The sequence below is a fragment of the Verrucomicrobium sp. BvORR034 genome, from assembly GCF_000739635.1.
Taxonomy (GTDB): domain Bacteria; phylum Verrucomicrobiota; class Verrucomicrobiia; order Verrucomicrobiales; family Verrucomicrobiaceae; genus Verrucomicrobium.
This window is the reverse complement of record NZ_BATQ01000177.1, coordinates 12,191-36,488: the sequence shown is the minus strand read 5'-3', so window position 1 is coordinate 36,488 and position 24,298 is coordinate 12,191. Positions and strand designations below refer to the sequence as shown.

At 62.1% G+C, this 24,298-nt stretch carries 12 protein-coding genes; 4 read left to right on the top strand and 8 right to left on the bottom strand.

Annotated features, from left to right (window positions below):
- Window positions 1-567: 567 nt before the first annotated feature.
- The 3 genes from BV034_RS31405 to BV034_RS31395 are packed head-to-tail and all read right to left on the bottom strand — an operon-like array spanning window position 568 to window position 7,216.
- Window positions 568-1,206, bottom strand: a complete 639-nt coding sequence (locus BV034_RS31405; RefSeq protein WP_050030897.1) for a hypothetical protein — start codon at window positions 1,204-1,206, stop codon at window positions 568-570.
- Window positions 1,203-2,717, bottom strand: coding sequence for a DUF1501 domain-containing protein (locus tag BV034_RS31400; protein WP_050030896.1), 1,515 nt, complete (start codon window positions 2,715-2,717; stop codon window positions 1,203-1,205). Before BV034_RS31400 ends, BV034_RS31405 begins: the two co-directional genes overlap by 4 nt.
- A gap of 38 nt (window positions 2,718-2,755) precedes the next feature.
- Complete coding sequence (locus tag BV034_RS31395) at window positions 2,756-7,216, bottom strand: DUF1800 family protein (RefSeq protein ID WP_081888267.1); 4,461 nt, start codon at window positions 7,214-7,216, stop codon at window positions 2,756-2,758.
- Window positions 7,217-7,802: 586 nt separating this feature from the next.
- Between BV034_RS31395 and BV034_RS31390 the strand changes: the two genes are divergently transcribed.
- The 3 genes from BV034_RS31390 (at window position 7,803) to BV034_RS31380 (ending at window position 13,788) form a co-directional block, all read left to right on the top strand.
- Entirely contained in the window at window positions 7,803-11,453 is a 3,651-nt protein-coding gene (locus tag BV034_RS31390; RefSeq protein WP_265593680.1) for a DUF1800 family protein, read from the top strand.
- Between the two features lie 82 nt (window positions 11,454-11,535).
- Window positions 11,536-13,155 (top strand): DUF1501 domain-containing protein, encoded by a 1,620-nt coding sequence (locus tag BV034_RS31385; protein ID WP_050030893.1) that lies wholly within the window; start codon window positions 11,536-11,538, stop codon window positions 13,153-13,155.
- Window positions 13,156-13,251: 96 nt separating this feature from the next.
- A complete protein-coding gene (locus BV034_RS31380; RefSeq protein WP_050030892.1) occupies window positions 13,252-13,788 on the top strand; it encodes a type II secretion system protein GspG in 537 nt (178 codons plus the stop codon).
- A gap of 213 nt (window positions 13,789-14,001) precedes the next feature.
- On the opposite strand, the gene BV034_RS31375 is transcribed toward BV034_RS31380, so the two are convergent.
- The 4 genes from BV034_RS31375 to BV034_RS31360 all read right to left on the bottom strand — a co-directional run bounded on the left by BV034_RS31375 (window position 14,002) and on the right by BV034_RS31360 (window position 22,060).
- Window positions 14,002-16,107: a redoxin domain-containing protein gene (locus BV034_RS31375; protein ID WP_050030891.1), complete on the bottom strand. Its 2,106-nt coding sequence runs from the start codon at window positions 16,105-16,107 to the stop codon at window positions 14,002-14,004.
- Window positions 16,108-16,111: 4 nt separating this feature from the next.
- The gene (locus BV034_RS31370) at window positions 16,112-16,639 is read right to left on the bottom strand and encodes a hypothetical protein (protein WP_050030890.1); all 528 of its coding nucleotides are present in this window, start codon (window positions 16,637-16,639) and stop codon (window positions 16,112-16,114) included.
- A gap of 72 nt (window positions 16,640-16,711) precedes the next feature.
- Entirely contained in the window at window positions 16,712-18,328 is a 1,617-nt protein-coding gene (locus tag BV034_RS31365) for a DUF1501 domain-containing protein (RefSeq protein WP_050030889.1), read from the bottom strand.
- A 57-nt stretch (window positions 18,329-18,385) separates the two neighbouring features.
- The gene (locus BV034_RS31360) at window positions 18,386-22,060 is read right to left on the bottom strand and encodes a DUF1800 family protein (RefSeq protein ID WP_265593679.1); all 3,675 of its coding nucleotides are present in this window, start codon (window positions 22,058-22,060) and stop codon (window positions 18,386-18,388) included.
- Window positions 22,061-22,224: 164 nt separating this feature from the next.
- Between BV034_RS31360 and BV034_RS31355 the strand changes: the two genes are divergently transcribed.
- Complete coding sequence (locus BV034_RS31355; protein WP_050030887.1) at window positions 22,225-23,229, top strand: hypothetical protein; 1,005 nt, start codon at window positions 22,225-22,227, stop codon at window positions 23,227-23,229.
- 243 nt (window positions 23,230-23,472) lie between these two features.
- On the opposite strand, the gene BV034_RS31350 is transcribed toward BV034_RS31355, so the two are convergent.
- Window positions 23,473-24,267 carry a hypothetical protein gene (locus tag BV034_RS31350; protein ID WP_050030886.1) on the bottom strand — a complete coding sequence of 265 codons (795 nt, stop codon included), beginning with the start codon at window positions 24,265-24,267 and terminating at the stop codon, window positions 23,473-23,475.
- Between the last annotated feature and the right edge of the window lie 31 nt (window positions 24,268-24,298).

The window sequence follows — 24,298 nt, the reverse complement described above, 5'->3', positions numbered from 1 at the left end:
CGGGCAGCTCGTGGCTGCGTTCGTGAGAACGTGGCGGGTGCATCAGCCAATGGGGCGTTCGAGCAAACCATCGCCTAGCCAGCCGCTGGACGTCGGGTCCGCATTCTCACGAATGCAGCTACAAAAGCCATTGTGCGACCGCGTATGGGGCAGCTCGTGGCTGCGTTCGTGAGAACGCGGTGGGTGCATCAGCCAATGGAGCGCTCGAGTAAACCATCGCCTAGCCTGCCGTTGGACGTCGCCGCCGCATTCTTACGAATGCAGCTACAAGAGCCATTGTGCGACCGCGTATGGGGCAGCTCGTGGCTGCGTTCGTGAGAACGTGGTGGGTGGCATCAGCCAATGGAGCGTTCGAGCAAACCATCGCTTAGCCTGCCGTTGGACGTCTCCTCCGCATTCTCACGAATGCAGCTACGAATACACAGCTGCCTGATTGCAATTCGTCCGGCAAAGAAAAAAGTCCATCCCCCTCTCGGGAGATGGACTTCTCTGTTCACCAACTTACTCCAACACACACTTTCACTGCACTGACTGACTGATTGATTGACAAACGGTCAATCTGGAATCTCACGGCACACTCTTCACATCGTCCGTCGTCCAGAGCTTCTTATCTGGGCCTGCTGAGGTTATTTCCAAGATCTCATGGGTCACCGGGTGGAAGTGGAAGGGGGTGCCCCACCGGTCCAGCAGACGTCCGCGGCCATCAATCGCTGGATTCTCCGGCGGGATCACCGCCAGATTCCGTGGATTGCGCCCCGAGAGCTGGGCCACGATCTCGTCGTTCTCGCCGCCAAATGGATTTTCGCCATATTGAAAGCTCCGGAAGAAACCGACCAGAGTTTCAAGGATCTCGAGATCCCTTTGAATGGTGGACTCCTTGGCGTTGAGCTCGGCCGCCTCAACAGCGAGCTCCGGCACCACCACCAGCCCATCCCGCCGGGTGGCGAGGATGCGGCCATCGGTGTTGGGCGGGGCCTTGGGCAACGGCGTGGCCGTTGTCGTGGGGGCAGGGGCGGGAGGCAGCAGGGCAGGGGTCCGGGCAAATGTCTCCCGAAGGACTCCAGGAGAGCCCGTGACATCCTGAACCTGGCGCGTGAGCAGCCAGATGGATGCCACGCTGCCCAGCAGCACGAGGCCAAATGCACCCGCAACCGCCACGCGGCTGCTCCCCGACAACGGGTAGGATGAGGAGGTGGCGTGACTCATACGAAGGCAAGGTTGGCGCTGCCACCGAAGGGATCATTGAAACGCCCCAGGTTGGGGAAGATCGTGCCCAGATCTCCGTTGCTGACGCCGAGCCAGTTTGCGGCGACGGCGGCGTACTGGTCCACCGCCGTGGTGGGAATCCACCGCCCGCGGTTGCTGGTCCCTGCATCCTGGTCCTGACCCAGCTTCAGGCTGGGGAAGGTGCCATAGACCTGGCCTCCATTCACCGGACCGCCAAAGACGATCTGGTGGCCGCCCCAGCCGTGGTCGGAGCCTGCGGTGTTGGGGTCCTGGCCATTGGGGGTGAGCGTGCGGGTGAAGTCAGAGTGCGTGACAGAGAGCACGTTGTCATACACGCCCAGCGCCACCAGAGTATCACGGAAAGCCTTGAAGGCTCCGCTGAGCTCCCCGACGAGATTCACCTGCGCATCGAGCTGGTCCTGATGCGTATCAAAGCCCCCGATGCTGGCAAAGAAGATCTGCCGGCGGTTCCCCAGACTGTTGCGCCCCGCGATGAGCTTGGCGATGGCCTTGAGCTGGTCGCCCAGAGTGGTCTGGGCATTGGTGAAGAGCGTGTCAAAGTCCACCCCGGAAGCGGCAGCCTCGGTGAAGGCCGCCCCCACGAGACCTTCATTGGCCTGGGCGCGCTTCACCACTCCGGCATGGGAGTCCTCCAGCAGGTGCTGGTAGGTGTAGTGCGTTATGTCATCGAACGCCTTGAGCCGTTTGCCCTGCAGGGAGGTTTTGTACGTGCCGTTGGTGTTGAGCGCCAGCCCATAGGGACCTGTGGCATCGCTGTAGCCGGTGAGCGGCACCGCCCCTTCCGGGGTGAGTGCGTACTGCACCTCCTGGCTGCCCACCTGCAGGCTGTTGATGCCGGCCAGGCTGACGGAGAGGGAGACCTGCCCCTGAGCGTAGCTTTGTGCGGCGAGCAGGTCTGCCACCCGGCCGCCCCAGCCGCTCGTGAAGGGCTGGTCTGGCACTGAGCTCTGCCACTGCACCTGCTGGTCGGAGTGGGAGAAGAGCTGCGGTGGCAGGGGAACGGATCCGGCCTGGAACTGCGCCCGCGTCGTGGGATGCAGCAGCGTCCCGACATTGGAGACAAAGGCGAGCTCCCCTGTATTGAACAAGGTGGCCAGCCCCTGGGCGGAGGGGTGCACGCCGTAGTCACCGCTCGTGGTGGTGAGCGGGATGGAGGCGGGATTGCCCGCCACATAGGCGCTGTCTGTCGGGTCCAGGATTTTCAGCACCCCGCGTGCACTCTTGTAGTCGGCATAAGCCGGGTGGTTCTTCTGCGGGATGAGCAGGTTGTTGGAGTCGTTCCCGCCGAAGAGGAAGATCACCACCAGGGCCTTGTAGTCCGGCAGCGGAGCCGCCTGGGCGAGGGCGGAGTTCACCAGGCGCAGGTGCGCCAGGGTGTTCACCACGCCGGTGATGCCCAGCGCCGAGCAGGCGGACTGGCGCAGGAAACGGCGGCGGGTGGCGAGCAATTCACGGTCATTCTTTTTCATGGTACAAAAGAAGTTCTAGGTTGTAACTGAAGTGACGATTACTTCTGGATGACGAACTCCGGGGAGGTCGCCAGGAGGTAGAGCAGCTCCTTCACCCGCACTGCGGTGGCGGTGCCGGCGGCCAGCGAGGCTCCGGAGTCGATGATGACACTGCGTGGGTTGGGCGCGGCGGCGCTGCCGTAGCGGGCCTTCAGGTTGCCGGAGGTCAGCACCAGGTCCAGGGAGTCCAGCACCGTGGCCAGGGCCTGGGGCACTGTCTTGCCAGCGGTTATTTCCGCGTCGTAGAGCGTTTCATAGGGGGTGCGGTCCAGCCGGACGTTGTCGTCCAGCGCCACCGTGGCACCATAGAGGGCGTCCACGTTCTGGCCGTTGTTCACCTGGGCGACGGTGTAGTGGTAGTTGATGGCTTGAACCACACTCGTCTCCGTGCTGAGCTGCAGCTCCGGAGCCACCAGGCCGGCCGCGCCGGTTGCGCCACCGGGGTTGTAACTGGGCAGGTACCAGTTGAAGACGCTGGGCGCGCTCTGCGGGGTCTGGGCCAGGCGTGCGTCCGTGTTGGGATAGCGCAACAGTGTGGTCCCGGAAGGGAAGTTGTTGAGCTGGCCTGCGGGATAGCCGTGGCTGGAGAGCGTGCTCAGCGGCAGGTCCGACCACGCCCCAAGCGTGCGCAGAAGCTGCACGTAGCGGATGAGGGGTTCCTTGGGCTTGCCGTAGCCGATGTTGGCCACCACGTCCAGGCTGCGGGCCTCATGGTCCAGCAGGATGGTCTTGATGACGGTCTTCAGATCGCCGCGCACGCCGGAGCCGTTGTTCTCAAACTTTTGCGTCACCCGGTGGATGTAGCCGGCGCTGGGGTTCGAGGTGACAAGCCGCTGGATGAGCAGGTGGCTTACGAAGGGGCCGACGTTGGGGTGGGCGAAGATGATGTTCAGCGCCGCGGTCAGGTCCTGCTGGCCATTCAGGCCGGAGGCGATACTGCCTCCCAGGACGGTCTTGGCTCCCGTGTCATGATAGGTGGCGAAGTTCTTCAGCGGGTTCGTCCAGGAGGCCTGGAAGTAGGCAGGGCCGTTGCCCTGGCTGAAGTTGGTGTTGTCCACCACCGGGTAGCCATCCGCCGCGGCTCCATGACGCTTGCTGAAGCTCCAGCCGGTGAAGACCCGCGCGAGGTTCGTGATGTCGTCATTGTTGTAGGTCTGGATGGGCAGGCCGTCCGGACCGAGCTGGAGGCTGCCGTCCGGGTGACGGTGTACCAGGCCGATGGAGAACAATTGCAGGATCTCGCGGGCATAGTTCTCATCCGGGCTCACCAGCACATTGCCATTGCCATCGAGGATGGCTTTCTGGTTCTGCAGATGACTGAGGTACTTGCCCATCACCGGGCTCTTGCTCACGTTCTCCAGCAGAGTGCGGTAGTTGCCGTCAGCCGCCGCCGCCAGGAGGTCGTAGTAGTTGGCCAGGCCATAGTGGCGGGTGCGCAGGATATTGAGCTCGTCCGAGGTCACGAGGATCTCGCTCAAGGCAAAGGCGACCCGTTGACGGAGCTGGTCGTGCGCCTTGGCGGAGAGGGTCCACCAGCCGCGACGCCGGTTGTGGTGCCGGGGCTCGTTGTTGTTGACGAAGTTGCTCGGGCTGGCTCCGCGCAGGGTCCACTCATGGGCGTCGGCCGCCTCGGTGTAGGCCAGGAGCTTGGTCGCATCCAGGGCATACTGGGCGTCGATCCAGGCGTCGTAGGCTGCGATCCGGTCACCCGCATGGGTGGTGTTGATCTGGGTGACGAGCGCGTCGATGTCTGCCTTGGTCGGGCCAAACGTGGCCTGGGTGAGGAAGCGGGCCACATCCCGTTTCAGCGCATCGCCCGCGAGCGGAGTGATGGCCGGAGGTGCCGGCGGCGGCGTGAAGGTGCTGGAGCCCGTCTGGCGGGCGGCAATGCCGGTGATCTCACCCGCAGGGTAGTTTCCTGTTCCGATGTTGACGTACACCCACTTCCCACCAGTCTGGTAGATGGCGTCCACGATGTTCTGGCCGGTGAGCGCCCCCACGGGGCCGATGGTCCAGGGCTCGTTCACCACCTGGCCGATGGGCAGGGTGGGGCGCAGTTCCGGTCCGACGCCTGAGGCGACACCATAGCGGAGGTAGGCATTGGTCTGGTTCGAGGTCAAACCGCTGAAGCTCAGGTTCACCCGGGCGCTGTTCTTCGGCCCGCTCAGATGGATGGTGGCGAATCCCGACGCGTAGGTCTGGGCGGAACCCTGACGTCCGAGGAAGGCGACGAAGAGCTCCTCATTGGCCGTGGTGGCCGTGGCGTCATTCACCTGGGCGGTGCTGTTGGCGGCGGAGCCCACCGTGTAGGTGCTGCCGTTGCTCAGAGTGAGCACCACCGTTTCCGGGTACTCGTTCACGGTATCCACCACGGGCTGGATCACCACATCTGCCGAGGTGGCGTTGAAGCCAATGGTCACCGAACCATTGAGCGTGCCGCCGCTGCTGTTCGTGGTGGCATAGTCAGCGCCGCTGGCTCCTGGGGCTGTGGCCCGGCCGGAGAGCGCGTAGGCCACGGTCACCGGGACGGTGCCGCCGGTCCGGCTGATTGTGAAGCGTGCGGGGATGCCTTCTTTCTCATAACCATCGGACACACTCGCGGCCACGGTCACTGTGCCGCCGGAGTCGAAGCTGCTGGGGCTGGTGCCATAGGCATACTCATTGAGGTTCGTGATGCCGTCGCCATCACCGTCGAGCCCGGCATCATTGGGATCTGCGGGATTCAGGCCCACGGAGGTTTCCCAGGCATCGGGCAGCCCGTCTTCATCTACGTCCAGCGAGCCGGACACCACGAGGTAGGCCACGTTCTCCGCCGCGTGCGTGATCTCACTGTTGGCGGAAGTCTCTTCCTGGACCCGCAGGTCCACCTTGGTAGGGCCCAGGTTGCGCTGCCGTACCACGATGGGGTCGGCTTCATTGAGCGTCTGGGCCTCGCCCAGCACAAACGGGTCTGCCAGTTTGCGGGCAAAGTTCACGGTCTTAAACGCATTCGTGACGTTGGCTCCTGAACTGCCGGCTTCGACGACGAACTGGCTGGTGACGATGCGGCCGCTGCCCTTCTCCACGGCGGCGTAGTGCACGGTTTCGCCGGCGTGCGTTTGATTGGCGGCTTCTTCCTCCTGAAGACGAAGGCTGAAGCCCGTGGTGGTGACGGCGCTGACCCTGGGGGACACCGCACTGGCCTCATTGGTGGTGACCACCTGGCCAAAGACCGCTGGAGCTACCGGGAAGGCCTCGGCAAACGTCTTGGTGCCTGCCGTGTGAGTGACGCCGGCGTACCGGCCGAACTGCCAGCGCAGGCCACCGATCTGATAGGAGCCCTCTTCCGCCACGAGGTAGTGCACCGTCTCTGATCCATGGGCCCCGTCTTGCGAATCCCACTCGTCCTGCTGCCACTCAAATCCGGTGCTCGTGATGTTGCGAACCCGCACTCGTGCCGGGTCAGCCCCGTTCTGGGTGAGGGGGCCAAAGACCACGACGGGATTGGTATAGCTGCGGGCAAAGGTCTCCGTGTGCCAGGTGGTCGCGCTGCTCTGGTTTTGCACCAGTTCCACGAGATCCAGTTTGGCGCGCAGTTCCCCGGCGCTCTCGGCAAAGACTAGGTAACCCACGTCTTCAGCCACATGGTTCACCTCCGCATCGGCGGACTGTTCCTCCTCCAGGAAGATCTCCACTCCGGTGCTGCTTAGATTGCGCCGACGGATGGTGAAGGGATCGGCTCCGTTCACCGTCTGGGCCTGGGCGAAGAACAGCGGCTGCCGGTGGGCACCCGTGAAAAGCTGCGCAGTCCATGCCTGGGTGACTGTCGCACCCGTACGAGCCGACTGGAAGGTGGCGCCATCCACTGTGCCCGTGCCGGTCGCCACGGCGATCCAGCCCACCGACTCCCCGGACACGGCAGCCGTGTCCGACTCCTGGGTGGTGAGCTTCAGCTCAAAGTTCGAGGTGGTCACCAGCCGGACCCGGGAGGTGAGCGCCTTGCTGTTGACCGCGCTTTCCACCTGCGCCAGCACCACTGGAGCGGCGGTGAAGGCGGAACTGAAGTTCACCGTGGAGGCAGACTTGGTGATGCTGGAACTGCGACCGGCCTGCCAGGTGATGCCGCCGATGGTGTGCACCCCCGGCTCGAGGGCCAGGTATTGCACCGCCTCGGCCGCATGCACGCCGTCCAGGTAGTCCCACTCGTCCAGTTGGTACTGGAAGCTGGTGGCGGTGACGTTCCTCACCCTCGTGGTGAGGGCCTGCGCATCCGACTGAGTCGGCGTTCCCAGCACCACCACGGGCGGAGCGGAGAACGGTGTGGTGAAGGTGACGGTGTGCCATGTGGTGGCATTGGCCTGGGCGTTGTTGACCACGCCGCTCTCATACTTGGGGGCGGCCTGGGTGGTGATGACGAGGGCCGCTGACAGGGCAGGGGCCATCCATGCGGCGAGGTGCCGCCTTACGGTACGGGATATCATGTTGGATTAGGGTTCGCGTGCGACAACCCCGGACAAAAGGGTGGCGTGGGGTGGCAGAGGCCATCCCAGTGATCCGGCGGTTTGAATGACGTGCCCGTTCCTGGAAAGGAGCAGGCGTGAAGAGCCGCCGTGAAGAATGCGGTAGGCAGAAGGAGCTGGTAGCCTCCAGACTTCTGGTCGGACAGGTCTGGCGAATGCCCAAGGAGCAATTCGAGACTATTTCCATGCTTAAATCATCTAATGTATATAGGCAAGGTAGGAATTAGAATTTTTCCACTTTCAGGGTCAGATTGTCGGGCCCGCTCACACCCGGTGCGGTGACGGCCGATGGATATGTTGAAGGTCGGAACCCGGGCTCATCACGCGTCCTGCCGCATAAACAAAGGCATCGCGGTTCATGCGTTACACTATTGCATGTATTTAAATGAATTTTGCGAAGGATTAGCTGAGGTTGTATTTAATGACTTAATGGAAATATATAAATTATAACGGGTGCAATTTTTCGTTGATTGTTTTTTCGCAAATTGGCAGCCTCGCGAGGACTTCGACTTCAGCCAAGGGACTAATTCTCAACGCTTAACCCGCCATGATGCGCCCCTCCTCACTGTGCAAAATAAAAGGAATGACTGCGGCATTGGGACTGGCCGCCACGTCAGTGTCGTTGGTTCATGGAGCCACCGACAGCAACAACGACGGCTACGATGACGTGTGGCAGAACCGCTACGGCATTACGGTGGCGTCGCACCCGCTCGCAGAAGATGCGGACGGTGATGGTGCCACCAACCAGGGGGAGAGCGTTGCGGGGACGAACCCGAACGATCCTCTGGATGTGCTGAAGGTCGGGGAGGTGAGCGCTTCGGGAGGCAACTTCCAGGTCTCCGTGAAGACCCAGACGGGGAAACGCTATGTATTGGAGAGCAGCGCTGCCCCCAATGGCCCCACTTGGACGGCAGAAGGCTCTCCGCTCACGGGAACCGGGGTGTCGCAGAGCTTCACCGTGCCGCTCGGGTCCGGCACGGCACCCAAATTCTTCCGGGTGATCGCTGGTGACCAGGATACAGATGGTGATGGGGTATCGGACTGGGCGGAAGACCAGATGACCACCTCTCCAACCCTGGCCAACTCACCCAACAACGCCTCCGGCGGGGTGGGAACAGATGGGGCGACGCTGAACAGTCTGCTTTCCATCTCTGCCAGCGTGGTGACACCCAGCGCCTATGAAAAAGAAGGCACGGCCGCCGTGGTGCGGTTGAGCCGGAGCGACAGCAGCATGCCGCTTTTGGTGTCATTCACTGTTGCCGGCAATTCTGATGCCACGCTCGGTTCCGCCTCTGCTTCGGATTACGTGCTCAAGAATGGTGCCGGTAGCACCATTTCCGGTACGAGCTTCACCATTCCGGCAGGGACGGCGCAGTACGATGTGCGGGTGACACCTTCTACGGATACCAACAACGAAGTTCCGGAGGTGCTCCGCCTCACCTTCCAGTCAGTGTCCGGTGGTGTGACCACGCCCTTGGGCACGGCGCAGGTGGATATTCGTGATGCCACCAACACCGAGGCCAACCGCCGGCTCTTTGTGGCCTACCTGGGCCGGGAGGGCGGGGCCATCACCACGGCCACCGGATTGGCCACCCTCATGTTGAACGGGGACAACACCCAGGCCACGGTCAACTCGACCTTTGGCAACCTGACCTCCCTCCAGAGCGCCTCCCACCTGCACGCTGCCCCCGCGGCGGATGCTCAAGCGAGCGGCCCGATCGTGGAAAGCCTTGAGCTCGGCCAGGTGACCGACCACGTGTACACCATCGTGCCGGAGCCGGTCGGTGGCTGGAACACCTCGCAAGCCACGCTCAACGCTCTCTTCAACGGGTACGTGTACATCAACGTGCACACGGCCAACTACGGGAGCGGTGAAATCCGAGGAAACTACGCCTTGGCCAACGGTTCGGTGGCCGAGCCTCCGGCCCCGCCTGCTCCGCCAGTCTATGGCAGCACGGGCTGGCCGGCCCTCACCGGTTCCAATCTGGACCGCGACATCGTCCGCTTCCTGCTCCAGGCCACCTATGGCCCCACGGCGGAAAGCATCCAGGAGGTGAAGGACCTCATTGCCGCCAATGGCAACGACGCCCTTGCCGGATACGCTGCCTGGATCAATAAGCAGATCGACTTGGGACAGACCCCTTCGCCTTCCTTCACCACACTGGTGCAGGCCGCGGACATGGAGGACTTCTATCTGCGCGGCAACAAGCCCATCAACTACAACCGTGACCCGCAGTTCGGTGCCGGTTCCTTCTCCTGGAATGGCACCGCCTGGGTGGCCAGCACCATCCACCAGAACAACTACCCCAACTATGCGAATCGGCGCCGCGAGTGGTGGACGCTGGTGCTACAGAGCAAGGACCAGCTTCGTCAGCGCATGGCCCTGGCCTTGAGTGAAATTGTGGTGGTCTCGGAGAACGACTCCACCCTGCAGACCAACCACTACGGGATGGCTCACTATTGGGACATGCTGTCGCAGGGTGCGTTTGGCCGGTATCGCCAGATCCTCTCCAACGTGAGCCAGAGCCCGGTGATGGCGTACTACCTGAGCTTCCTGCGCAACCAGAAGGCGACGGGCAACATCCGGCCGGATGAAAACTACGCCCGTGAGGTGATGCAGCTGTTCTCCATCGGCTTGGTGCAGCGCCATCTGGATGGCAGCTTGAAACTGGACAACAACGGCCTGCCGATCGCCACGTATGACCAGCCCGACATCACGGAGCTGGCCCGTGTCTTCACCGGCTTTGCCTTTGGCAAGCGCTACGCCAGCGTGACGGCTCCCACCTATCCCAACCCCTCCAGCCAGACGGTGGGTGCGCTTCAGGACAACACGAACTTCTTCCAGTCCAGCACGTCCGCCCGCTACTGGCAGGCCGCGTGGATGAATCCGCTGAAGATGTTTGATGCCTACCATGACTTCGGTGCCAAAACGCTCTTCAATGGCAAGGCCGGTCAGGTGACCATCCCCGCACGTACGAACAACACCACGCCGGAGTCGGAAGGCCTGGCGGACATCACGGATGCGCTCAACGCCCTGGCAGGCCCGCTCTCCGGCGGCACTTACAACGGTCACCCGAACACTCCGGTGTTTATCAGCCGTCTGCTCATCCAGCGGTTTACCACCTCGAACCCCAGCTCCGGCTATCTGTATCGCGTTTCCAACGTGTACAAGAACACCTGCGGAGATCTGGGTGAGGTGATCAAGGCCATCCTGCTGGACTATGAGGCCCGCAGCCTCTCCATCGCGGATGGGACGGTGGCATCTGGAAAGGTGAAGGAGCCTCTGCTCCACTTCACCTCCATGCTGCGCTCCTTGAAGTGCTACACCGGCCTTCCTCTGGTGAACCTCACCACGGTGCCGATCGCCTTCACTTCGCTGGAGTCCCCGGTGACCACGGCGTATCCGGTGTCGGAGTACAACAAGTTCCCGGCCGGTGCCCTGCGCTTCCGGTTCTTCGACACGCAGTCGTCGATCACCCAGTCTCCGCAGCGCGCCCCCAGCGTGTTCAACTGGTTCCTGCCGGACTATGTGATGCCCGGACCGCTGGCCTCAGCGGGCCTGGTGGCACCGGAGCTGCAGGTGGCGACGGAGTCCAATGTGGTGAACGTGGTCAACGGCCACTACAACACCATCTTTGCCTCCGTGCCTCCCACGGCCAATGCAGGACGGAACCTGGATGACCTGCCCAACATTGCCGGCTATCAAACAGGCACCGGAGTGCAGCTCTCCATCCCCCAGTGGGCGGTGGACAAGGGTTACTTCACGGCCACCCAGTTTACTCCTGGAACCAACTCCCCGGGCAGCCTCTACAAGCAGGTGGACAACTTGATTCCGAAGTTCGATGAGCTGATCACCCTGTACACGAACACCTATACGACGGCCCTCGCGGCCCAGTATGCCCCTGCGGCAGTCCCGGCCACTCCGGGAACGACGCAGAAGGCCGCGGCCCATGCTGAGGCGGTGAAGGTGATTGTGGACTTCGGTGACAGCCTCCTTGCAGCGGGCTATCTGAAATCGGCTTACGGGAGCTCCTCGACGTCCAACCCGCGCAAGTCCATCATTGACGGTGTGAACCTGATCGCGGCCAACAACCGGCACACGACGGATGCGACGAACTTCGCCAATGATGCGCGCACCCGCGTGAGGAACACCTTCTACCTCCTGGCCACGCTGCCCCAGGCCGTGGTGTTGAAATAACCGGAATGATCCGCCGCCCGGATGTGCCGGGCGGCGGGTCCCGATGTCATCTTCCAGACTTCAATTCCAACCTGTTTCTTCCATGCACCTCAAATTTCCGAAAAAGAACGAGCCCAACCGCCGCCAGTTCCTCGTCAAGACCGGCTGCTCCGCCATGGGGATCACCAGTATGGTGAACACCCTGGCTCACCTCAACCTCATGCAGGGCGCGCTCAATGCGCAGTCCTCTGGGGGAGGGTACAAGGCCCTGATCTGCGTCTTCCTCAACGGGGGCAATGATTCCAACAACATGCTGCTGCCTTTCAGCGGCACGGCCCGCACAGATTATGAAGCCGGCCGCGGCATGCTGACCATTCCCACGGCCAATGCCACCACGTCGCTCAATGCGCTCCAGCTCAATGCCACCAACATCGCCGAATGCGATCCGCTGGGCGGCTATCTGGGCACGCTGGGTGTGCACCCGAAGTTCACGCACGTGAAGTCCATGTTCGATGCGGGCGACCTCGCCTTCATCGCCAACGTGGGCACGCTCACCTTCCCAGGTGTGACGCGGGCCAACTACTCCTCCGCCCCCAAGCCCCCACAACTCTACTCGCACTCTGACCAGCAGGTGCAGTGGCAGAGCTCCATTCCCGACAAGCCCTTCACCAGCGGCTGGGGTGGACGTGTCGCCGAGCTCCTCGACCCGGCGTACAACCCTTCTACCGGCAATGCCTCGATGAACATCTCGATCTCCGGGGTGAACAGCTTTCAGGTCAGCCCGGCGGGACAGGTGGCTCCGTACATCATGACCAGCGGCGGTCTGGTAAACTTCACTGGTTATGGCACGAACTACGCGAGTGCCGTGACCAATCCCAGCCTGCTCTTCCAGGCCAGCAACTACAAGAACACCGAGCAGGGACACCGGCTGAAGGCGTTTGAGAACGTGCTGCAGATGACCCATGCCAGCCTCATGGAAAACGCCTACAACGGCGTGGCCATGAGCGCCCGCCTCACAGAGGGCATGGTGGGCACCGCGCTCCAGTCCACGGTCGGTGCCTCCGGCACGACGACGCTGGATAGTTATTTCAACAATGCCTTTAGTGGATCCGGCCTCAGCGCGAACAACGACTTCGCCAACCAGATGAAACTCGTGGCCCGTCTCATCGCGGGACGTTCGGCGCTGGGCAACACCCGTCAGATCTTCTTCGTCCAGCATGGCGGGTATGACACCCACATTTCCCAGATCCCTGCAGGCAGCAACACCAGCGGCCACACAGGGTTGATGAACAACCTGAACTGCACGCTCAAGGGATTTGCCGACGCGCTCAAAGGCGCGGAAGTGGGGAACGTCTGGGACAATGTGGTGACCTTCACCGCCTCCGACTTCACCCGCACCTTCACTCCCAACAAGACGGACAACACCGCAGGCAGCGACCACGCCTGGGGCGGCCACGCCATCGTCATGGGCGGTGCGGTCAAGGGCCAACGCGTGTACGGGAAGTTCCCTGTGCTCAAGCTGGGCACCGTGACAGACTCGATCGATGCCACGGGCACCCGTGGCCTGTGGATCCCGAGCACCCCGGTGGACCAGTATGCCGCCATCATGGCGCGCTGGCTCGGGGTGGACGCCAGCACTCTGGGCGACATCTTCCCGAACCTGAGCCGCTTCGTGACGCTGCCCAGTATCACCTCGGGCAACATGGACTTCCTTGAAGTCTGATCCGGGTCCGTGCGATTCTACTGGAGATTCCGGCCGCCGTCCGCCCATGATGGGTGACGGCGGCCGGCTGGTGGTTGCTGTCATTTCCTGAATCTCATGTCATCTTCTTCTCCCTCGCGTGGGCGCGTGTTGCCGATCATTGCCGTGCTGGTGGTGGCTGTCTCGGCCGTCGCCATCTGGTACATCACCAGACAGGACGGCGCTGGGCCATCCAAGCCAGGGCCTGCGCCTTCGAGCCCTTCGGTGAAAGCCCCCGTGCTGCCGCAGCCACCTCCTGTCGTGCTGCACGAGTCCGCCGCGGAACTCTCTGGCCTGATCTGTCAGCCCGGTCAGTCGGCTGAAGAGCGGATCCAGTACGTGGAAAAAGTCATCTACATGTACCGCCAGGTGATGGGCGGCATTCCCACCGGCCACAACGAACTCGTGGTCAATGCCCTGCTAGGCGAGAATGAAAAAGGCGCCGCCCTCCTGCCCAAAGACTGCCCGGCCATCGTCAAAGGAGAACTCGTGGACGAATGGGGCACGCCCTATTGGTTTCACTCCGTCACCAGCAAGGACATGGAGGTCAGGTCTGCGGGGCCGGATCGGGAGCTTTTTACGGATGATGATGTGGTGCCGGATGTGAAGGAGTAGGGGGCGTCAGTGCGTCAGTTGGGGTTCGAGGAAGCAAGTGACATCGACGGAGGCGGCATTGTTGGAGTACCGCCTTTAGGCGGAATCAGTCGCACGTCTCCTGTCATCCAAAGAAATGTTGGATGCACAATGACACCCAATACTCTGCCTAAAGGCGGTATTCCAACCCTGATTGCGGACATCTTTGCCCACCAAGTCCACGATTGGAGGCTGCTACCCACCCCCCACCTTCAACAACCGCCGACATTCGCCCAGCAGATATCCCGCCTGCACGTACGGATCATGACTGATGTCGCTCCACAGCACCCGTCCTTCGCCATCCAGCAGGAAGGTTCCGTGCATGGGTTTATTCAAGAAATCATCGTGACATTTCCAGGCCTTGAAGGTGCCCAACCCTGAGTCTGACAGAATCTGAAACGGCAGATCAGGATCCAATTCCGACTTGCCTCCCAAGGTCAGCGCCAAATCAGAAACCGGATCTGTGCTGATCGTGAGCAACGAAATGCCCGCGAGATGATAAGACGGCACATGGGGCCGGAACTTCTGCAACTGCTCCACACAATGCGGGCAGCCGCCGCCGAGGAAGAAGATGACCAGCACGGGCCGACCACGGTAGGCGGTCAGATCCACGATGGACCCATTCTTGTCTGGCAGTGCAAGGGCAGGGGCCAGCGGTGCCAGTGTCCCATTCTTGGCCTCTACGGCTGCTGCTGCTGCGTCGGTCCCCGCGGCACTTGTCTGCGCCGTTGACGAGGTCTTGAGGCTCTCCAGCGCTGCGAGCACGGGCTTGGAGCCGGGTTGTTTAACCAGAGCCTCCTCCAGCATGGCAATGGCTCCGTCTTTCGCGCCTGCGGCCGCCACTTTCGGCGCCAGCACCACGGCGGGCACATCCACCACATCCTTCAAAAACGGAGACACGCGCCCCTGGCAGAGGTCCGCAAAGGCATCGGCCCCGCGCACCATGCGAATCGCGAGCGGCCCGTGGCGGTTGAGATAGGGGGTGGCCTGGACCAGATCTGCAGTCTGCTTCAGGGCAGGACGCAGCTTGACCAGAGCCTCCCGCTGACCTGAACCGGCGGCGGCGAGCATGCCGAAGTACTGGCTGTGCAGCTTCTGCACCAGCCCGTCGGAGTTCGTAGTGATTTCCTGCATCCATGCGGCCAGACCCGCCCAGTCGCCGGTGGCCATCATGAGCTGGGCCCGCAGTTTGACGCCCTCCAGGTAGATGCCGTACGGGTCATCATCCACAGCCTCCAGGCCAGTGAAGCCGGGCTTGCGGGCCTGACCAAGCAGGCTGCTGGCGGTATCCAATGCTGAAGCGGCAGCGCCAGAGTGATAGAGCGTCCAGGCCAGCGCGGCTCCGCGGTCCCATTTCTGCTGGATCTGACCGGGAGTTTCCAGGGCAACGGCTTGGTAGGGCTCCTTTGCCTGGTAGGCGGCCTCAAGATGGCTCATGGCCCCGGGGAGGTTCCCGGCGGCAAGCAACGGGTCGGCCGCAAGTCGTTGCATGGCCGGCTGCGGCCACTTCTGCACCAGCGCCTCCACTCGTGCCGAGGCACGGGCGGGGTCCGTCTTCGTCCACAGGAGCACGGTGTAGGGCAGCAGGATGTCTCCTCCGGGGAGCTTCGTCCAGGCCAGGAGCTGCGCATCGGCCGCCTCAAGATTCTTCACCGGCAGTCCGGACACATGGGAGGCGAGCATGCGGTAGCGCAGCGCCATCGCGAGGGCTCCGGGCAGGGGTTTGCCTGTCTTCTGTGTGGCCTCAATGCCATCGGCCAACGTATTGAGCCGGTCTGACAGATCACGGGGCTGTACGGTTTGGAAAAAGGCTCGATAAAGACTGTACCATGCTGCCTCGGGGCTGCCTTCTGCTGCGGTGGCTCCTTGATCCAGAAAATAGAGGGCCCGGGAGGGCAGTTTCTCATTGGCAATGGCCAGCCCCAGCCAGGCGGCGGCGCATTTTGCATCCAGCCGCGCGGCATCGCGGAAACAACGTTCGGCCGCTGTGTCGTCCAGCGCATGGAGGTGCCGCACGCCCTCCACGAGTCGCGCCTTCACCTCTGCGGAGACGCCTGTCACGACCCAAGGCAGAAAGGCGGCCCGCGGGCCGGGATCAGGAATCACAGGCAGGTCGAACGGGCCATTGCGAAAAGCCTGCTCCTCGTTGGCAGGTTTTTGAAACTCCTGCTCCCGCTGCCAGGCCATGGCGGAAAGACAGCGCCAGGCGGGCGGCGGCTCGGCAGCAGAGGCAACCAGCGCCCCTGCCCCCCAACAAAGGGCCGCAGGGGCCAGCCAGAGTTTTCGAAGCAAGAACGACATGCTGCTACTGGACGAAGATGTCATCATTGGTGAAAAGATCGCGATCAGGCCCGGCGGAGCGAATTTCCATGACCTTCGCCGTCACGGAATGGAACCAGTAGGGGGTGCCCCATTCGTCCACCAGCTTGCCATCCTGGATGGCTGGGCAGTCCTTGGGCAGCAGGGCGGTGCGCTTTTCGTTTTCGCCCAGTATGGCGGCCACAATGTCCTCGTTCTGACCAGAGGGATTGCCGCCAAAGCCCTGGCGGTACACATACAGGATCTGGTTCACCGCTTCAATGCGCGCCATGGAGTCCAGATCATTCCGGGTGAGCTGAGCGGCCAGCTCCGGTGCGGACTGGTGTACAGATACCGGTCCGAGATCCACTACCGGTTGAACGGGCTTGGGAGCTTCCGCCGTAGGTTTGCCCGGCGTGGTGGGTGAGGCTGCGTCTGGGGAGGAACGGATCACAAACACCAGCACCACCGCAGCGATGGCGATGACGGCGACAATCAGCAATAACGTGCTCCGCGATTTTTGAGAGGAGGACATGGCAGCTAGTAGAATGAAAACAAAAGGCTCCGGCAACCTTTGTTTGCCGGAGCCTTTGCAAGTTCAGGAACCTTAGACGCTGAAGTCCAGGAAATCCAGGTTGGCAGCCGCGCTGGACGGGCTGTTAAACCGGCTCAGGTTCGGGAAGATGTTGGCCAGCTGCGCATCGCCCACGCCCAGCCACTTGGCCAGGACAGAGGCGTACTGGTCCACACTGGAGCTCGGGATCCAGCGACCGCTGGCTCCGGTGGAGTCGATGCTGTTGGTGGCGGCACCGAGCTTGAGCACGGGGAACTTCCCGTACACCCGCTGGCCTTTCACCGCACCGCCCATGACGATGGCGTGTCCACCCCAGGCATGATCGCTGCCTGCAGAGGAGTCACCCTTGTTCGCCGTGAAGGTGCGGGTGAAGTCGGAGGCGGTGAAGGTCACCACGTTGTCGAACACGCCCATGGAGGTGAGCGCATCGCGGAAGCCCTTGAGCGTGCAGTTGAGGTTGTTCATCAACCCGGTGTGGCCACCCGTGTTGCTGCCAGCCGGGATCTGCGTCGTGTGGGTGTCAAAGCCACCCTGCTGGACGAAGAAGATCTGGCGGGTGTTGGCGAGGGAGGAGCGGCCCGCGATGAGGCGGGCCACGAGCTTCATCTGATTGGTGAAGTCGTTGTTGGCGTTGAACCCTGAACCCACGAATGCGTCATTGAAGACCGTGTCCAGCGTGCTGGTGCCGGCGGTGGCGCCCGCCGTGCCCTGAAGGGCGGTGCCGACCATGCCCTCCGTGACACGGGCGTTCATGACCACGCCGTTGTAGGCGTTTTCAATCAGGCTGGCATGAGTCATCTGGAGGATGTTCTCAAACGCCTGGAGGCGTCGACCCTGCTCACCCGTCTTGTAATTCGCGGCCTGGAAGAGGAGGCTGGGGTTGTTCACGGCACTCGCGTAGTTCGTGCCATAACCACCAAAGCTCACCACCCCGCTGCTGGTCATCACATAAGGGGCCACCACACCTGTGGGGCTGACCTGGAAGCTGTTCACGCCGGAGATGGAGACCGACATGGAGGCATTCCCCGTGGTGGGGTTGTACACCGGGTCGAGCAGATCCGCGACACGACCACCCCAGCCGCTGGTGAAGGGCTTGTCTGGGATGGAGCTCTGCCACTGCACCTGCTGGTCGGAGTGCGAGAACAACTGCGGCGGCTTGGAGGCCGTGGCGTAGTTGGCGCGCGTCACACCGGGCTGGGTGAGGGTGCCCACGTTGGAGACGAAGGCCAGTTCCCCGGTGTCAAACATGGTCTTCACATGGTTGAACTTCGGGTGCACGCCGAAGGTGCCCAGATAGCCGCCCAATGGATCGCTTTCGGCGACGTTGGTGGCATTGATCTGGAGCGCATTCAGTGCGGCATTGGCGTTGGCCGTGGGGATGGTGAGCACCCCGCGGCCGGTTTCATAGTCCGTACGTGCCGTGCCTGTAAAGGGCATCAGCATGTTGTTGGAGTCGTTGCCCCCGTTGAGGAAGACGCAGACCAGGGCCTTGTACCCTCCCCCGGAGGACTGCGCATTGAGCGCACCCTGCATGAGTTTGAGGTGGGCCAGCGTGTTCACCACGCTGGTGATGCCCATGGCGGAGCACCCCGTCTGGACGAGGAACTGGCGGCGGCTGGGTTCATTCTTGCGACGAAACAGAAGATTCATGTTTGGAAGCTTGGAAAAGGTTTGAGGATATTTGAAACAACATCACGCGGAGCACGGTCATTTGAGAACGATGGCCTGAGGGGCGCTGACCGCCAGGTAGAGGAGGTTGCGCACCCGGGTGCGGGCATCATTGGTGAAGTTCGTCGGATCCGTCGTGTGCCGGTTGTTGGCCGCGATGAGGTTGACGCCGTCAATGATGGACTGGCGGGGGTTCGGAGCGGCGGCGCTGCCGAACTTCGCCTTCAGATAACCGGAGGTGAAGAGCAGGTCGCACTGGTCCAGCACCACCTTCACCGCTTCGGCATGGGCTGCCTGCTTCTGTGTGGTGCCCGGGGTGGCCGGGACCGCGGCGGGCGCATACTGAGCGGCGAGCGTGGTGGTGTAGGTGTTGGTGTACAGCGTGATCAGGTCGTCGAACTTGGGAATCAAGTTGTCCACCTGGTTGTTGATGTCTCCGGGCTGCGTGGTGGCACCTGCGGGATCGAAGGTGTTCGCGCTGAAGTATCCTGCGGAAACCGCGTAGGCTGGTACGGTGAGCTGCACTCCGGCCGCGCTGCGGTAGGAGGCGAGGTTCAGGTAGTCATCCAGCCCGCGACCCGCTTTCACCGTCGGTGGCACCGAGGTGAAGAGGATGTTGTAGTGCGAGTTGACCACGTTCACCACGTTGGACTCTGTCGCCACCTGCAACTCAGGTGCGAAGAGACCGGCGGAAGCCAGCGGTCCAGGCATCACATAGTCCGGCATGAACCAGTTGAACACGCTGGGAGCGCGCTGCGGAGACTGGGTGATCGAGGACTGCGTGTCGAAGAAGCGGAACCGCACCGCACCAGCGGGGAACTTGGCAAGCTCCGTGGAGGGATAGGCGGTGGTCACCGGGGACTCCGTGGCGGTGAAGGTCACCGGCATCGTGTTCAGGGTGGCCAGCGGGGAGCCGGTGTAGCTCTTTACGCCGCGCATCATGGCGGTGAAGTGCAGGAGCGGCTCCTTGGCCTTGCCAAACGCCACCACGGAATCCGCAGTGTTCAGGCTGCGGGCTTCGTAGTCCAGCAGGATGGTCTTGATCACCTCGCCCAGGTTGCCGTTGGTGTCCTTGTACTTCTGGGTGACGCGGTACAGGTAGCCGGCGCTGGGGTTCGAGGTGGTAAACCGCTGGATGAGCAGGCGGCTGACGAAGACCGGGGTGTTCGGGTGCCCGTTGTAGGTGCTGCTGGCAGGATTGCCAGCCAGCACGTTGAGCGCATCGATCACATCGGCATTGCCTTCCGACTCCGGAGTTGCGTTGTTGGTCCGCGCAGGGATGGCGGTGGCACCCACCTTGCCCGCGAAGAGCGTCTTCGCGGCAAAGTCATGGTAGGCGTCGAACATCTTCATGGGATTCACCCAGGAGGCCTGCCAGAAGCGGTGGCCACCACCCTGGAAGAAGTTCGTGTTGTCTTCCACCGCACCGATCGCCTGGTTGGTGGCGGTCGGGTAGGTAGGAGCCCCAACCACCGTGGCATTGCGTTTGCCAAAGCTGAGCCCCGTCATGACGCGGGCCAGTTCCGTGATGTCCGTCTGGTCATAGGTGGAGACGGGCAGGCCGCTCGTGTTGAGCTGGAGGCTGCCGTCCTGGTGGCGCAGCACCAGACCGATGGAGAAGAGCTGCATGATTTCCCGCGCATAGTTCTCATCCGGGCTGATCTGACCGTTCGCCTTCTGGTTCTTCAGGTGGCTCAGGTAGATGCCCATCATGGGGCTGTAGGTCACGTTCTCCAGGATGGTGCGGTATTTGCCAAACGCGTTTTGCGCCAGCATGTCCCAGTAGTTGGAGGCACCGTAGTGGTAGGTGGAGACCGTGCCGTCATTTTCAGAGATCACCACGATCTCACTCAGGGCCAGGGCCAGCCGCTGACGGAGCTGGTCCTTGCTTTGCAGCACCAGCGTCCACCACTCACGACGGCGGTTGTTCTGGAAGGGGTAGTTGTTGTTCCAGATGCTGCTGGCATCCCAGGCCCGTGTGGTGCCGTTCCACTGGGTGGAGTTGCCACCAAACTGCGGATCGTTGCCGTAGGTGACCGGCTTGTTGTTGCGGATGATGAACTCTTCCACATCGGCAGCCTGCACCAGGGTGGTCAGGGACGGTGAGGGAGTCTGTACCAGGTCGACCTGCTTGTTGATCCAGGCCGTGTAGCCGTTGATGGCGTTGTTGCCATTGGCGGCGATGAGGTCTTTCACCTCCTGGATGCTTTCCGGCGTGGGGCCGTAGCTGGCCTGGGTGAGGAAGCGGGCGATGTCACGATCCAGCGCCGGGTTGTTGTTCACGCCACTGGCCGCGAGGTTCGGGAACTCCGTGCTGCCATAGGTGGGGGGAGCCGCAGGTGCCGGAGGCGGCGTGACGGACCCATTGGCCAGAGCGTAGTTGCCACGGATTTCACCGCTGCCGTAGTTCGCGGTATGAACGTTGATGTAGATGTACCCGTTGTAGAGATTGTCCAACGTGGCCTGATCGGTGTTCCATAGAGCCACCGACTCCGCAGTGATGGGGTACACATGGGCTGTTACCTGGCCAAGCTCCAGACTCTCAATGATGGGGCCACTCGCCTGCGGGGTGCCGGCGGGAGCCGCATGCAGGTGGGAGGCACTCTGGAGAGAGGTCAGGTTGTTGAAGGTGGAGTTCACTTCAGCGGAAGTGTTGTCCCCGTTGAGCAGCAGCGTGGCCACGCCAGTGGCGGTGGTCACCGCGCCACCTTCACGCCCCAGATAGGCGACAAAGAGCTTGCGGTTGGCCGTGGTGTTCGTGGCATCCCGGATGTGCACCGCCTGGGTGTTGCCCAGTTGGGTGGTCACGCTGCCGGTCACCCTGCGGAAGGTGAGGCGCAGCATTTCCGGCACTTCGTTGGCTGTGTCCAGCACCGGGGCGATCTGCACATCGTACTGGGTCGCGGCGGAAGGAATGGTGAAGGAGCTGCCAATCGCAACGTTCGCCGAATCCTTCAGCGTGTAGTCCCCGGCGGCGGCGGATCCTTTGATGGTGTCCGTGTTGCCAGCCGTGGTGTAGGAGACTGTCAGTGGCATCGTGCCATAGGAGCGGGTCAGCCGGAGGCGGGCAGTGGTGGCTTCCTTTTCATAAGCACTGGCGGTGACCACGCTGGTGGTGATCGACATCAGGCTGCGCAGGGTTTCGCTGTCGGAAGCGACACCGCCAGACGCGTTGTTGGGCGAGTTGGCCAGGGTGGCGTTGGTCCCCATGAGCCCTTCGGCCCAGTCAGAGATGCCGTCACCATCGGTGTCCTGGTCTTCGGCCTGCACCCGGTAGAACTTGGGTGCCGTGCCACTGCCCATTGCGACTGTGAAGGTCTGCACGGTGCCGTTGCCGGTCAGCGGGCTGCCTTCATCCGTCCAGGTGGGGCCGTTCGGGGCAGCACTGCTTTGCAGCTTGTACCGCTTGCCCGATTGGGTCTTGGTCGATACCTGGATGTTGGTGCCTGAAACCACAATATTGGTCACAGCCAGCACATCCAAGGAGTTCTTGGGATCCGTACCCGCGACGCTTTCCGCCTGATTGGTAACACCGTCACCATCGTAGTCGCTGGTGAGCGGGTATGAGGAAACTGTGATGCCGTGGCGTTGCTGCCAGACGTCGTCGTACCCATCATTGTTGTAATCAGTGGCAGCGTACCCGTCAGAAGCGGCCATCCCCAAGGCCACAGCGAACCCGATTTTCACAGACGTATGGAAGCGTGTCATAACCATGTGTTGACGCGTTAGTGGAATTAAGGAAAATAATTCCGGGCTTAGGTCTATGAATTTTGCTTAGACCGGTCAATACAATTTGCTCAGTTCCATACGTTTTATATTTAGTGTAGACAGGCGGGATGAATCCCTCTTATTTTCAGCGTGATTTATTAAGAAAAATCATGAATAAATCACTCTTCCTCATCGGCACCATGGTTGCCGCTGTTACCAACCTCATGGGGCAAGCCCCGTCCACCGTTCCGTCCAAACTGGCGGGATTTCACAAAGTTACTGCCCGCGCCTGGTCCACCACACTGGTGGGGGTCAACTTTGTTCGACCGGTGCTGGCCTCTGGCAAACTTGATGCCGAGGCAGCAAACAGCCTGACCGACAACAACGTTGATTTCAACGTGGCGCTGGCGGGGCAGAGCAATCTCTGGGTTGAAATTACCAGTGGCACGAACAAGGGCATCGCAAGCCCGGTCACGGCCATTGCCCAGCGGGTGCTCACCACAGAGGATGACCTCTCGAGCTTCTCGGCTCCAGGGGACACCTATGAGGTTCGAGCTGCCCACACGATCACCACGTTGTTCGGAGCCACCAACTCCGCCGGCTTGAAGCCCTGTCCTACGGCCACGTGGAACGGCAGCGCAGACTTGGTCTATGTGCCGGACGGCGCAGGCGGGTACAAGTATGTGTTCTACTCCACGGCGGCTGCAGGCTGGCGGGAGGTGAACAGTGGCACGGCTGATGCTGCCGGGACACCGGTCTATCACGTGGATGGTCTCTGGGTCACCCGGAATGACTTCACGAACCTGACCATCACCTTCACCGGATCGCTGCGGGCCACGCCCACGTTCTTCCCGGTCGCCAACGGAACCAACCTCCCTCTCAACACCGTGTATCCCACGGGCTCGACCCTGGCCAACAGCGGTTTGAGCACCCAGGTGCTCCAGGGGACGGAAACCACGGCCGACATTGTGTGGATCCCCAACGCCACCGGCGGCTGGGATCAGTTCTACTATGCCACCGCCTCCCCACCATCGGTGACCGCTGGCTGGAAGCAGGTGGGTCAGGGGGATGTGGACAAGGGCAGCACGCCCTTCCCCTCCGCCTTCAGCTTTGAGCGTCGCGGGGCCACCGCCAACGTCAAGATGGTGCCCAACACCATCTACAACGGCTTGTGATATATTAATTAATTCTAGGAAACAATTGCTGGAGGCGCGGAAGCTGGTGAAAGCCGGTTCCGCGCCTCCCATCGTTTGGGGAGAGGGCGGAGGGGGAAATCGGCCCATGCGAAGCGGGCGCCCTGTGAATTATTAATTAATTCTAGGAAATAATTCCAAGGGGCGGGCTGCTACGCATGGAGTGGGCCAGCATCCGAGTTGCCCGGCTGCTCCATCAAGTCCAAATCTGCCGCAGCATCCTGGCTACGGATTATCCGTGGGCGCGAGCGGTGGGGGTGGCGGCTGGGGTGCGCCTTGCGGTGCTGTCAGGCGACGGCGGTTGGCAATGGTGGGGCGTCCGTTGGGATATGGGGTGCGCACTCCAGGTGGAGTGGGCGCAGGGCCGCTTCCAGAAGCATTGGACATGGGCGCATTCGAAGCGGCTCCGCCACCACCCATGGGAGGCGCTCCGTTCATGGCGGTCATCGGGGTGGGTTGGCCTTCGCCCGCAGGCTCGCCTCCGTTGGCGGCAGGGTGACGCTGGGCTGTTCCGGCTCCGGTCGGGCTGGTCCCGCCGCCTGCGGCCATCTGTTTGAGAAAGGCCTCGTCGTATCGGAGGGTGGCTTTTTCACCACCCATCATCACCACAGCATAGGAGTCACGCCGGGTGTCGGCGATGACGGACTCCTCGACTCGTATGCCGTTGGCGCTGGGTTCTTGCCCACGCAGTCGGGTGCGCTCACGGGTCTTGGTGTTGACGATGACCACCGAGGTGACGCCATCGACGTCGTCGTACATGCTGCCCAGAGCGAGATTTTTGGCAAAAGACTCTCGCTGGATCGCCACAGGGGCAGTTTTCAGCGTGAATGGATTTTTTCTCCAACCGTTTTCGTACCGCTGCTCTGGAAAGGGGGTGGGCGGAGCCCAGGGCTCTGCCGCTGAAAGCCCGGTCAACAAGCCTGCCTGCATCAAGACCAAGGCTGCGGCTTGCATGACGCGCCCCCTGGTCACCAGCGGGATCGCGGTGCCGGTGTGAGAAGCGTTGCGGGGGATCTTCATGCCTTGGGACGTCGGGAATCAACTTTCCGTT

Bases quoted from the DNA above. Each gene is read 5' to 3' on its own strand.
- BV034_RS31395 (WP_081888267.1), bottom strand. From the start codon at position 7,216: ATGATATCCCGTACCGTAAGGCGGCACCTCGCCGCATGGATGGCCCCT.
- BV034_RS31355 (WP_050030887.1), top strand. From the start codon at position 22,225: ATGAATAAATCACTCTTCCTCATCGGCACCATGGTTGCCGCTGTTACC.
- BV034_RS31400 (WP_050030896.1), bottom strand. From the start codon at position 2,717: ATGAAAAAGAATGACCGTGAATTGCTCGCCACCCGCCGCCGTTTCCTG.
- BV034_RS31390 (WP_265593680.1), top strand. From the start codon at position 7,803: ATGATGCGCCCCTCCTCACTGTGCAAAATAAAAGGAATGACTGCGGCA.
- BV034_RS31375 (WP_050030891.1), bottom strand. From the start codon at position 16,107: ATGTCGTTCTTGCTTCGAAAACTCTGGCTGGCCCCTGCGGCCCTTTGT.
- BV034_RS31405 (WP_050030897.1), bottom strand. From the start codon at position 1,206: ATGAGTCACGCCACCTCCTCATCCTACCCGTTGTCGGGGAGCAGCCGC.
- BV034_RS31380 (WP_050030892.1), top strand. From the start codon at position 13,252: ATGTCATCTTCTTCTCCCTCGCGTGGGCGCGTGTTGCCGATCATTGCC.
- BV034_RS31385 (WP_050030893.1), top strand. From the start codon at position 11,536: ATGCACCTCAAATTTCCGAAAAAGAACGAGCCCAACCGCCGCCAGTTC.
- BV034_RS31350 (WP_050030886.1), bottom strand. From the start codon at position 24,267: ATGAAGATCCCCCGCAACGCTTCTCACACCGGCACCGCGATCCCGCTG.
- BV034_RS31365 (WP_050030889.1), bottom strand. From the start codon at position 18,328: ATGAATCTTCTGTTTCGTCGCAAGAATGAACCCAGCCGCCGCCAGTTC.
- BV034_RS31360 (WP_265593679.1), bottom strand. From the start codon at position 22,060: ATGGTTATGACACGCTTCCATACGTCTGTGAAAATCGGGTTCGCTGTG.
- BV034_RS31370 (WP_050030890.1), bottom strand. From the start codon at position 16,639: ATGTCCTCCTCTCAAAAATCGCGGAGCACGTTATTGCTGATTGTCGCC.